Source organism: Sporosarcina sp. resist, from assembly GCF_014302295.1.
GTDB lineage: Bacteria > Bacillota > Bacilli > Bacillales_A > Planococcaceae > Sporosarcina > Sporosarcina psychrophila.
Map to the genome: position 1 here is coordinate 2,216,466 of NZ_CP060287.1, position 11,856 is coordinate 2,228,321.

The following is an 11,856-nucleotide window of genomic DNA, read 5'->3' on the forward strand; positions in this document are numbered from 1 at the left end:
AGACACTAGTACTTGTAACATATAGTGGAATGCCGATTTACGTTGTGGGCTAACCGAACAAGCGGTGTAGATACAATGATGCATTGGGTAACGAGGACATGGTTTTGAATGAATAGCTAAAAAGCACTAAGTACGGAATCTGAATTGATTCCGTGCTTAGTGCTGTTATTGTGAATTTATAGAAGGCGTGTATGCATTATTTAACCGCAGAAATCTCCTGCAAAATCCCATAGCCATTTTTCACTTTCAAGTGCGCCATCAATCGGCCTTTCGCTGATAAATCTTCAAGTTCTTTGCCGGTGTTTTCCGGTACGAAGTAGCGTTCCAAGCCAAAATCGATGGAATGGACGTTAACACCATCAACATTCTGGTAATCATAACTGCTCAGTTTCCCGGTTAAATAGACGCTACCTCTAGGCTTTTTATCAGATAAACTATCCAACACATAGATATCGTCTTGCTTAACAAGTTTTCCGTAAACAGTTAACCCATTGGAATTCACCGACTTGTTGAGTTTGTCCAAAATCACAGTCGAAATTTCATTTTTCGGAACTTCCTCAATTTCATAACGGAGTGTGACATAATCACCGTACAGTAAATCTCTTGGATCTACTGGCACTGTCAGCAATGCTATATCATCTCCGTATGTCAATGTCCATAATGGTTTGACTGTCAGGCCGATTAATAGGAGAAGGGGGACAGTTAGTGCAACAATGAAACCAATACCCTTATTTTTCATCATGTTCATGTGCAATCACCGTTCCTCTCCGAGTTTTCTCGAACCAAAAACCAAAACCGATTAAAATCAAGCCTCCAACGATAAAGAATAACGATTTTGGCATAAAATTATATGACAAATCGGCGTAGAAGCGGAAGATCAATGTGCACACAATAAGAACCGCTGGCAAACTGCCAATCTTCAAGAAGTACAACAGTATTATTGAAAAAATGATTGTGAAAATAATCGCTGCTATTCCTGTATTGTTTGCCGGTATAAAATCCCCCCATGTACTTGGGAAAGTCAGAAACAGCCCCGCCATTCCATAGACTACTGAACCAAGCCATTCGGATGGCAACTGGTATCGGCCAAATGGATAGAAGGCAAGAAACAATCCAAGTGCAAAGAATGTACATAAAATTAGTACTTCATGCAGATCAAAATAAATGAATAAATTGAATGAAAATAGTAAAGTCAAAATGACATTGGAAATAAATAAAACTTTGGAATGACCCATCCGTCTTTCATTCATCCAAAATAGTAGCGGAATAATTAGTAGAAGCAGATAAGGTAATTCAACCGTTCCATTCAACACTTTGAAACCGTAAATGATGAAGAATAAGCTAGCAGACGCAAAAATGAGTTTGTCTTTCAAGTGATAGGCGAGTGGTAAAATACCGAGGCCCCACATGAAGAAATCTGTATAAACACCTTCACCCAGATTAAACATTTGACCAATTAGAAAAATCCCGGCGCCAAACACAAATACACCAATATAATAGAGACTTCGTGAAGTTTTCGGGTAAATATCTTCCATCTTATGACCACCTGCATAAAAGCCGGCTGTCCCAAGGAATAATAGTAAGAACTTCGCAAGTTTCGGTATTTCTTGCCAATTACCTGCGATGAAGCTAAGAATGCCAACGCCGATTAAAATCGCTCCGATGACTAGCAATACCCGTACAAAACTTAGTCGCTCAGTAGGCAAATATTCTGCTAGAAGTTTGCGTGCCTGATTTGTTTCCAATTGTCCTGTTTGTTCCAAAAAGAGGAATTCCTTCTCAAGGATACGGTACTCTGATTTACTAATTTTCCTCTTCATCTCATTGACCTCCGTTTCTTTTAGACTCCCTTATGCTAAGTATACCCGCAATTATTGAGATGCAACAGTTTCCGTTTTTCGTAAATTAAGTACAATGTCCCTTATCTACTCCTTTCTTTTTTCTATTATCATTCCTGCTTTTTTTACAATTTTGATGGAATTTAACAAAATAAAAAGCACTCATATTGAGCGCTTTTTATCTTAATTTTTGTTTTCTCATCCATTGCGTTGCGACCCACTTTTCTCCGGCTATAACTGGTGCTCCACCATGTAAAGTTAACTTGTTTAAATCATCATCACTATAGAAATACTCGAAATAAACTGCCATACCCTTGTGTGGGGTTACTGAGAGATTCAGTTTAGGGAAAAAAGTTTCTCCGCCTTGTTCTACATCATTTAAGTACATAATGAGCGTACTAATTCTATTATTGTTTGCTACTTTACTTGTTGATGAAAAAAAATCATAATGAGCTTTATACTCTTGACCAGGAGTATACTTAAGGATTTGAATTCCCTCTCCGTGTTCAATAGGAATATTCATGATAGTCGCAATTCTCTTTTCGACTCTAGCAACAGTTTCGTTTTCACTTTCACTTTCTTGAAAAAACATACTACTACTTGTTCTCAGTTCATCTATTTCACGAGTCTTCCCAATTTTTGAACGTTGCATTTTGTCCTTTGACAATTTGATTAGTTCATCACATTCTTCGTTACTTAAAACATTACCTAAAATTACTATCAATGGCTCTTCGAATCTAGTGATTATATCAATTTCTCTGTCTGTTTTTATTTTATTTCCAGCGTGATCAAATATAGTTTGTTCTTTATTCTCCGTTATCATCTTCAAACGACCCCTTAAACTATCTAATTTTCAGAACGAGTACGTTTTATCCCGCATTAACGGGCAGTAAGACCCCCACTTCAAGTCTTAAAGGACACAAGAAGAATAAGTGGGGGATCAAATGCCCGTAAAAGCCCGAATGGTTAGGGCCAACGAGGAGGAATTGCAGTTCATTCCTCCCTGTTGGTTACTTAGGCTTTGCCACAGGACGTGGCGCACTTAGCCTAAGTTCTTTAAACAATCAGTGGGGGATGAAGAACCCCCCTCTGATTGAAGATTAACTTTATTGGTAATGATTATACGTGTTAACGGTCTACTTTCACTTCAAATATTTGATTATAAGAGCATGCTCTTATAGTTTCTTCTTTGAATGATTTTATTTTATCATAGAATTTTAACATATCGCAAATTTGGTAACCATTTTAATGTTGGGATCTTTTCGTTAATATTGTGGCTAATAGTGAGGAAATTTAGATGTGGAAAATGACAACGTGTCGGCTCAATCTGTTGTAAAAGTAATAGTTGAAGTGATTTCAATGGGGAGAATGGAAGATTGGAAGGGAACAAAAGAGGACCTTTTATTAGGTTTATTGCCTTTACAAACCGATCAATTTAGAAAACTGCCTTCATCGATTTATAGTGAATTTCACAAGTAAAAGAACCAAGTGTCGGATTAGAACAATTCCGACGCTTGGTTCTTTATTAAATCATCTTTATATGTCAAAAATAGAGATGCAATACTGATCACAGAGAAATGAATAAGTCTTATCAGACGCCGCGTTTATTCCCCCATAGCAGAGTATGCAATTGTGGCAACACTTTGGCATCATTCATTATAGGGGAGTGGACTGTTAAATCAATTAACCACTCATATCGTTGTAACAATGTCGAAACGAGAAGTGCATCGTCAGTTGTCGTCGTATCGTCATTTCCTGTCTGTAGAAAGAAAGGAAACGCCGGATATCGCAGATGGACCTCTTCCGAAAACTTGAAATCCTTTTCATCGAAAATGACGACTTTCAAAGTAGCAGTCGTTTCAATCAGTTTCTCCATGAACGTATCCAGTTTACTGAAATCCGTCACCATCCCTGAACTTGGTGGTTTTGGGGAAAGCGTGATGTCATCAATTTTCAATAACCAATCCTGCCAAAAAGAAGCTTGCGTTTCAACTGCGACCTTCCAACCTTGTTCGTGGCACAAATCGACAAGTTCCCCAATTCCTTTATGAAGGGCAGGGTTCCCACCTGAAATTGTGACATGTGAAAATGACTGTCCGCCTATTGCTTTAAGTTCATCTATGATTTCTGCCGGCTGTTTCGAAGTGCTTTTTCCCGAACCGTCCCAAGTAAAACTGGAATCGCACCAAGAACAAGAATAATCACATCCAGCTGTTCGAACAAACATCGTCTTTAACCCCATGACCATTCCTTCGCCTTGAATAGTCGGACCGAATACTTCCATAACAGGAATCTTCATAGGACTACCTCCTGTTCAGGACGATAGATGACATAGCTAGTCGGCGTTTCTCGGACTATGACTTGAAGGCAGACAGGCTTGTTGTTTCTAGTTAGAAGAACTTCCTGGATTGATTTGCAAACCTGTTCTGCCAATTTCTCGGTCGTCGGGAAATTGTTCTTAAATTCAGGATGATCATTCAACACAGAATGATCGTATTTATCATGAATGAGGTTTTTGAGTTCCTTGAAATCAATCAGGAAACCGATTGAATCCAGTTCATTTCCTCCAATTGTTATGTTTAAGTAATACGTATGACCGTGCATTACTTGGCATTTTCCAGCATCTTCGCTTGGAATGAAATGTGCCGCAGAAAAATGCATGTCTTTGTTTAATTCAAAACGATATGAATGCTGAACTTGCGGATAAAATTGCTGCATCATTCAGAGACACCTACAGACTTTTTAGATAAATAGGTAGCGAGACCGTCATTCCGTAACACACAGGCAGGACATTTCCCGCAGCCTGTACTCGGAACTCCGTTGTAGCAAGTAAGTGTCTTGTTCTGCACAAAGTCGAACGCACCAAGTTCGTCAGACAAAGCCCAAACTTCGGACTTATCGAGCCACATCAAAGGCGTATGGATGACAAACCGCCCGTCCATAGCTAAATTCAGTGTCACATTCAACGATTTTATAAAATTGTCACGGCAATCAGGATAACCGCTAAAATCCGTTTCACTGACACCCGTAATTAAGTGCCGAGCACCAATCGCATCTGCATAGACCGCGGCAAATGACAGGAATAAATGATTCCTGCCTGGAACGAAAGTCGACGGCAATTCACCTTCTACTTCATTCACTTCAATATCATCTCGCGTCAAGGCATTTGCTGACAGTTGGTTGATCAAATTCATATCCAGTACTTTAAACGATACCCCAAGCTCATCTGCAATTTTTCTAGCACACTCGATTTCCTCCGAATGGCGCTGACCATAGTCAAACGTCACCGTAGCAACTTCACGGAAATTTTTCAATGCCCAAAACAGGCATGTCGTACTATCTTGGCCGCCGCTAAAGACGACAACCGCTTTTTCATTTTTCACTATAAAACATCTCCTTAGTTTTTTAGAGAGGGAGTTTTCGAACCTCTTTTTTTGAACAACGTTAATGATAACATAAATAGGTGATGGAAGGGATTAGAAGAGGGGTTTGGAAACAGTTGCGCACACAATTCTTATAATACAATCCGCGTATTATAAGTCTATCGTTTAATGAATTGTTTAATTAGGTGTATGATAACTATGCAAACAACTTAAGGAGATGAATTATCAATGAGAGCAGCAGTATGGTATAAAGCCAATGATATTCGTGTTGAAGAGCGTGAAGTGAAAGAAGTTCTTGCAAATGATGTAAAAATACGAGTGGCATGGACTGGTATTTGCGGCAGTGACTTGCATGAATACCATGAAGGCCCAGTATTAATTCCAGGAAATGGTCCGGATCCATTGACAAACCAGGAAGCGCCACTAACGTTAGGGCATGAGTTTTCAGGTATTGTTGAGGAAGTTGGTTCTGATGTGACACGCTTTAAAGCAGGGGATCGTGTCGTTATCAATCCGTTGATTACATATGGCACTAAATCGTCTGAGTATGATATATATGATGGCTTCACGTTTGTTGGACTAGGTTCTGACGGTGGATTTGCAGACTTTGCAGTCGTATCTGAGAAAAACGTTTATGCACTTCCGAAAGGTTTATCTCTTGAAGAAGGCGCACTTGTAGAACCGATGGCAGTTACTGTACAGGCCGTGAAAGAAGGCGGATTGCAAGCTGGTCAAACGGTTGCTGTATTTGGTGCTGGCCCGATTGGATTATTGACAATCATTGCTGCAAAAGCACAGGGTGCTAACAAAATTGTTGTATTTGACTTGTCTGAAGAGCGCTTGGAAAAGGCGTTGGCAGTAGGAGCTACACATGTGTTCAACTCAGGTAAAGTGAATCCTTTGGAAGTTGGAAAAGAGATTGAACCTGAAGGCTTTGATGTCTCGTTCGAGGTAGCTGGCGTAGAAATTACGTTGAACCAGGCAATTAAAATCACAAAAACGAGGGGGACGGTTGTTATTGTATCTATATTCCCGAAACCAGTTTCCTTCTCACCAATGGATTTAACGGCTTCCGGTATTAAAATTACATCAACACTAGCTTATGAGCCTGCAGTATTCCAGAAAACAATTGATATGATGGATTCTGGCGAAATTAACCCTAAAGAAATTATTACGAGCCGTATTGAGCTTGAAGAGCTTGTTGAAAAAGGTTTTGATGCGTTAACGAATGACAAAACGCAAGCGAAGATTCTTGTTAAATTGAGCGGCGAACAATAATACGATAGAATAGTTAAAAGTAAAGTACCCTGGTTGCATCTTTGGATGTTACTTAGGTACTTTTTTTAGGTGAATACCGTGGCGGACTAGGTTTATCTATCGCAAAAATAATCATTGATCTTCATGGCTAAAAAAACTATACAAAGCGAGAAGGGGAAGGGAACAATTTTTACGGTTACCATTACTCTCTAACTTTGTTCGGTAATTGATGTGATAAAGTGAGGGAAACAACAGATGTCATTTACAACTATTTTATTAATTTTGCTCGTCTTAGTGATCTATTTACTGTTATGTTTTTATATCGGATACAATGGCTGGGTATGGCTGAAAACAACGCAATTTGCTGCCTTCAAGAAAACCTATATAATGCTCATGATCTTACTTAGTTTGTCCTTTTTCATCGGACGGTTTTGGTCATGGGTACCTATCCAATTCATCGGCGGATTTTGGCTCGTGATTTTTGGCTATAGTTTACTATTATTACCTTTGATCAATCTCGCGATCTGCTTATTGAAAAAGAAATGGATTTTTCAAATCGGATTAGGGACGATATTATTCTTTGTTGTTGTGCTTATCTACGGTTCGTACAATGCTTGGAGTCCCGTTGTCACAACGTATGAGGTAGCTATTGATAAACCAGCTACAGAAAAAGAGTTAAAACTTGTCGTTGTATCCGATCTTCATCTCGGAAGCATTGTCGGTGAAAAGCATTTGGAACGTTTAGTTGCCGAAATTGAGGTATCACGCCCCGATCTAATCTTAATTCCTGGTGATATTATCGATGACTACATTGCTCCATACCTGGATAAAGAGATGGGGAAAATATTAGGGAAACTTCATGCACCACTTGGCGTTTACGCAGTACCTGGGAATCATGATTATTATGGCAATGATGTTGATCAATTAGTTATCGAAATGGATAAAATCGGCATCCATGTACTAGCAGACGAAACAGCACTCGTTTCCGATGACTTTTACATCATTGGTCGAAAAGATCTGGCGGCAAAGAGTAGGATTACAACAACTGCATTAGTTGCCGACTTAGACCAAAACAAACCAATGATTATGATGGACCACCAGCCCGTTGAATTTGACGAGGCAAGTGACAGTGGCATCGATTTACTGTTATCGGGACATACGCATAGAGGTCAACTATTTCCAGCTAATCTAATTACTCGATGGATTTTTGAAAATCATTATGGCCACATAATGAAAGGTCAGCTACACTCAATCGTAACTTCTGGTTTTGGTACATGGGGCCCCCCTCTTAGAATCGGTAGCCGTGCTGAAATCGTAGAAATCAATCTCAAATTCCAGAAATGAAACGCAAAATAACAGGAGACATTGAGACAATGGCAAGCTGAAAGTTGGGGTTCTTTACAAAAAGGAAAAAACAGCTGAAAGAAAAGGATTTCCTTTTCTTTCAGCTGTTTTACTTATGGGTATTTGTTTTCAAAATCACAGTCTTTCAATGGAATCAATTTTGATTTGTGTTCTACTTTATAGACTAGCCAAACGATTAAGAACAATAGTAAACCGACGTAGGGAATGACTACGCTATTCCAATCAATTCCGCTACCCATGAAAGCTTGAAAGTTTTGATCTAAAATAATGAAAATACATAGAAATAGCACCAATAATGGACCAAGCAGGAACCATTTTGTACGATTTGGAAGCTCTTTTATTTCGTGCGCCAAGTCCCAAAGAACGCGAGTGGACGTATACATGCCAGAGTTACCTGCAGATAATACGGCTGTTAGAATAATCGCATTCATAACGGATTCCATTGGTTTTACGAGTCAGGGTTTCTTTTTACAGCCGTTTAAAACTATCAAATTTTGATTTCCAGTAGCTGTTACTTAAGCTTGTTACTTGCGACTGCTTGCCCCCAGCATGCACGAACTTATTATTGCCAATGTAAATGCCGACGTGTGAAATGCCTTTACGATATGTATTTTTGAAAAAGACCAAATCACCTGGTTTGGGCGAGGTTACTTTCTTCGATTGCGCAAATTGACTAAGCGTGGTGCGTGAGATTTTTTTCCCTGATTGTTTGAAAGCATATTGTACGAAACCACTACAGTCAAAGCCGTTTTTTGTCGTCCCGCCAAATAGGTAGGGTATAAACCTTAGCTTCATTGCCTGATCAACAACGTTTTGAGAAGCAGTGGATGATTTGGAAGTTGATTTGTTTGCACTTGTTAAAAGAGAACTAAGTATCCATCCGGATGTTTTGTTAACTTTTACGTGAAACCAAACATCGTTCCCCAACTTTTTTTGCTGTGAAACAGTTAACGTCGTCCCTTTTTTTACCTTAGCAACAACCTTATTTGTTGTACCAGCAGCGGAACGCACATTGACATTGGATTTTGTCTTAAAGGTTCCCTTTTTTGCTGAAATGCCGTTAGACGCTGAATTGGTTTTCTTAGCTGATGTTTGTAAGATTTGATTTGGATAGAGTGAATCTGACGTTAAGTTATTCCATTTTTTTAGATTGGTTATGGATACCTTGCTTGATTTTGAAATGTTCCATAGTGACTCCCCATTTTTAACTGTATGCGTGCTCGCTTCTACATCGCTATTTGCCATTCCGAATACTAAAGTGCCTGCTAAAAGTAGTGAACATGCAATTTTTCTCATTATGTATTTCAGCCACCTTTTCTATTAATCATTGACTGGTCAATGCCTATACGTTTAATAGTAGAGAACTGAATATGCAAGTACAACAGCAATTTGATTACAGATTCATTACGCGTCCGTAAAAATAACGGGATATCTTGGACTTGCATCCAACTTTAGTTAACATTTGCCGTAGGCAGCTTAAATCATAGACTTCTCTCGGTTCACTGGTTGAACTGGGGAGAGGTTTTTTTATTGAATATGGCACAAAACAAACATTCTTTTGTGGATTTCTCATTATTGTGCTTAACTGGAACTAAATTCCTGAAAATAAAAATGAATAATCTGTCCTAATTCTTGTTTCTAATCAATATACATATACAAAGGCTTGTACTTCAATTAAGAAGAATGGGGGGTCAACATGAAGGTCAAAAAATCTTTAGCTTTATTGTTAGCGGGAGTTTTGGTGGTAGGTATGTTAGTGGGCTGTGGTTCAAAGCCCAAAACGACTGGGGGAAAAGATTTACCGATTATTAAAATCGCTACTCAGACACCACTATCAGGAGGTAGTGCCGCAATTGGAGAAGTAATTAAGCTAGGTGCACAGCTTGCATTAGACGACCAAAAGGAAAAGTTTAAAGAATTAGGATTTGAGTTGCAACTCGTCCCTTTCGATGACCAAGCCGATCCCAAAAAAGGGGTGGCCAATGCTCAATTAATAGGTGCAGATAAATCTATATTCGCAGTTGTCGGTCACTTCAACTCAGGTGTTGCTATCCCATCTTCAGAAGTATATGAAAAATACAGTATTCCAATGGTTTCACCAGCCAACTCAGCAACTGAAGTTACAGATAGAGGATTAAAAACAGTGAATCGTATTGTTGCTCGAGATGATTCTCAAGGTCCAGCAGGGGCTGATTATGCAGTTAACACTTTAAAAGCAAAGAAAATCTTTATCGTTCAAGATAAAACAGCATACGGTACGGGGCTTGCGAAAGCCTTCGAAAAAGGTGCTGAAGATGCAGGAGCTGAAATTCTTGGGTTTGAAGGGATTACGCTTGGAGAGAAAGATTTTAATGGAGTTCTAAACCAAATCCTTTCTAAGAAACCAGATCTAGTATACTTCGGGGGAATCTACGCAGAAGGCGGGCTATTAATAAAACAAGCGAGAGAAAAAGGTATTGATATCCCGATTATGGGTGGAGACGGATTAGATTCTTCTACACTCGTTGAAATTGCTGGAGATGCAATTAAAAATACGTACATTACTACTCTAGCAGGAGATCCTGCTGAATCAGAAGCTGGAAAAGAGTTTATGGAAAGGTACAAAGAAATTAACAATCGTGATGCAGAAGCATACTCAGTATACGGCTATGACACTATGGGAGTGGTATTAAAAGGTATCGAGAATGCAATTACAGCAAATAATAATAAATTGCCGACACGCGAGCAAGTAAGAGATGCTGTTCGTGGAATAAAAGATTATCAAGGTGTGTTGACAACAGTAAGCTTTGATGACATTGGCGACAATAAGTATGCAAAAGTATTTATTTTTAATTATAAAGAAGCTAGTTATCCACCGCAATTAGAAGGTGAAGTCGAAAATTAAGTAGCTTGGAAGGGTACGATTCATTTTGACTGTCTAGCTCCAGGCGCCAGCTCCTCGGTCATAAGTCAGACCGGCTTATGTCTGTCGGAGCTGTGCGGCGCCTTGCGCTTTCTTTTATACACCTTGGACAAGGAGGTAGCTTATGCTGAACGAAATAATACAAACGATCCCGCAAGTCTTGATTGATGGCCTTGCCCTAGGAACTGTGTATGCTGTAATTGCTTTAGGGTACACAATGGTTTATGGGATATTAGAATTAATTAACTTTGCACACGGGGAAATCTTTATGACAGGTGCTTTTATTGGGACAGCCCTATTAATCTTTATGACAGGCACTGGATGGGGGGCGGCGCTACCTGCCATTGTTATGCTAATTATTGTACTCATTGTAACTGCTTTCCTTACAGGTTTTTTGGGGATGGGTATTGAAAGATTGGCATATAGACCATTACGCAATGCACCTAGATTAATCCCGCTTATTACAGCGATTGGCATTTCATTTTTATTACAAGATATTGTAAGATTCATAGCAGAATTAACAAAAGGAAACTACATTGTAACGGGACCTAGTCTTTTTACAGAACAAGTTTTGATTAAAACTTCTTCCATAAGTTCCATTTTTAATGATGCATCTATAAAAACATCATTTATTATTGTGTTAGTTACAGCGGTAATTATGATGATTGCTCTAGATATATTTGTGAATAGGACAAGATGGGGAATGGCGATGCGGGCTGTTGCACAAGATCGAGAAACAGCTTCCTTGATGACAGTAAATGTGAATAAAGTTATTTCAATAACCTTTTTTGTAGGATCTGCTCTTGGGGGCGCAACGGGGGTATTATTTGCTGTACAATACGGAACCATAGATCCTTATATTGGATTTATTCTTGGGTTGAAGGCATTTACCGCGGCAGTAATAGGGGGCATAGGAAATATTCGTGGCGCAATGATTGGCGGTTTACTACTTGGGGTATTAGAAATGTTTGCATCTGCTAATTTAACACTTTTAACTGGTGGAGTATTTGGTGCCGAATACAAAGATGTGTTTGCGTTTGCGATATTGATCATCGTGTTACTTTTTAAACCGGAGGGCTTATTAGGCAAACCGGTCACTGAGAAAGTGTAG

At 39.1% G+C, this 11,856-nt stretch carries 12 protein-coding genes, 1 pseudogene and 1 riboswitch; of the genes and pseudogenes, 5 read left to right on the top strand and 8 right to left on the bottom strand.

Translation table 11 applies throughout. From position 1 onward, the window contains the following. Positions 1–196 precede the first annotated feature (196 nt). From H7992_RS10945 to H7992_RS10955, 3 genes are all read right to left on the bottom strand, one after another. On the bottom strand, positions 197–748 hold the full coding sequence (locus tag H7992_RS10945; protein ID WP_255428685.1) for a GDYXXLXY domain-containing protein: 552 nt from the start codon (positions 746–748) through the stop codon (positions 197–199). Continuing rightward, positions 729–1,820 (bottom strand): DUF2157 domain-containing protein, encoded by a 1,092-nt coding sequence (locus H7992_RS10950; protein ID WP_187047555.1) that lies wholly within the window; start codon positions 1,818–1,820, stop codon positions 729–731. Before H7992_RS10950 ends, H7992_RS10945 begins: the two co-directional genes overlap by 20 nt. 196 nt (positions 1,821–2,016) lie before the next feature. Then, the gene (locus H7992_RS10955) at positions 2,017–2,661 is read right to left on the bottom strand and encodes a 2OG-Fe(II) oxygenase (protein WP_067208541.1); all 645 of its coding nucleotides are present in this window, start codon (positions 2,659–2,661) and stop codon (positions 2,017–2,019) included. Positions 2,662–3,137: 476 nt separating this feature from the next. Here H7992_RS10955 and H7992_RS10960 point away from each other — a divergent pair, with 476 nt between their 5' ends. Further along, a complete protein-coding gene (locus H7992_RS10960; RefSeq protein WP_187047556.1) occupies positions 3,138–3,317 on the top strand; it encodes a hypothetical protein in 180 nt (59 codons plus the stop codon). Positions 3,318–3,429: 112 nt separating this feature from the next. On the opposite strand, the gene queE is transcribed toward H7992_RS10960, so the two are convergent. From queE to queC, 3 genes are read right to left on the bottom strand one after another with little or no spacing between them, the layout of a single operon-like run. After that, the gene (gene queE, locus H7992_RS10965; RefSeq protein WP_187047557.1) at positions 3,430–4,137 is read right to left on the bottom strand and encodes a 7-carboxy-7-deazaguanine synthase QueE; all 708 of its coding nucleotides are present in this window, start codon (positions 4,135–4,137) and stop codon (positions 3,430–3,432) included. Beyond that, positions 4,134–4,559 (bottom strand): 6-carboxytetrahydropterin synthase QueD, encoded by a 426-nt coding sequence (queD, locus tag H7992_RS10970; protein WP_067208550.1) that lies wholly within the window; start codon positions 4,557–4,559, stop codon positions 4,134–4,136. Before queD ends, queE begins: the two co-directional genes overlap by 4 nt. After that, on the bottom strand, positions 4,556–5,221 hold the full coding sequence (gene queC / locus H7992_RS10975) for a 7-cyano-7-deazaguanine synthase QueC (RefSeq protein ID WP_187047558.1): 666 nt from the start codon (positions 5,219–5,221) through the stop codon (positions 4,556–4,558). The genes queD and queC overlap by 4 nt, the downstream gene beginning before the upstream one ends. An 8-nt stretch (positions 5,222–5,229) precedes the next feature. Next, positions 5,230–5,273, bottom strand: a riboswitch (PreQ1 riboswitch). A 176-nt stretch (positions 5,274–5,449) separates the two neighbouring features. Here queC and H7992_RS10980 point away from each other — a divergent pair. Both H7992_RS10980 and H7992_RS10985 read left to right on the top strand, forming a co-directional pair. Then, the gene (locus tag H7992_RS10980; protein WP_187047559.1) at positions 5,450–6,499 is read left to right on the top strand and encodes a 2,3-butanediol dehydrogenase; all 1,050 of its coding nucleotides are present in this window, start codon (positions 5,450–5,452) and stop codon (positions 6,497–6,499) included. A 234-nt stretch (positions 6,500–6,733) separates the two neighbouring features. After that, complete coding sequence (locus H7992_RS10985; protein ID WP_187047560.1) at positions 6,734–7,822, top strand: metallophosphoesterase; 1,089 nt, start codon at positions 6,734–6,736, stop codon at positions 7,820–7,822. A 113-nt stretch (positions 7,823–7,935) separates the two neighbouring features. Here the strand turns inward: H7992_RS10985 and H7992_RS10990 are convergent. Both H7992_RS10990 and H7992_RS10995 read right to left on the bottom strand, forming a co-directional pair. Next, positions 7,936–8,280: pseudogene (locus H7992_RS10990) on the bottom strand (hypothetical protein); the annotation flags it as partial. A gap of 31 nt (positions 8,281–8,311) precedes the next feature. After that, positions 8,312–9,139: a C40 family peptidase gene (locus H7992_RS10995; protein ID WP_187047562.1), complete on the bottom strand. Its 828-nt coding sequence runs from the start codon at positions 9,137–9,139 to the stop codon at positions 8,312–8,314. Positions 9,140–9,539: 400 nt separating this feature from the next. Here H7992_RS10995 and H7992_RS11000 point away from each other — a divergent pair, with 400 nt between their 5' ends. Continuing rightward, positions 9,540–10,727: a branched-chain amino acid ABC transporter substrate-binding protein gene (locus tag H7992_RS11000; protein WP_187047563.1), complete on the top strand. Its 1,188-nt coding sequence runs from the start codon at positions 9,540–9,542 to the stop codon at positions 10,725–10,727. A gap of 142 nt (positions 10,728–10,869) precedes the next feature. Next, complete coding sequence (locus H7992_RS11005) at positions 10,870–11,856, top strand: branched-chain amino acid ABC transporter permease (RefSeq protein WP_187047564.1); 987 nt, start codon at positions 10,870–10,872, stop codon at positions 11,854–11,856.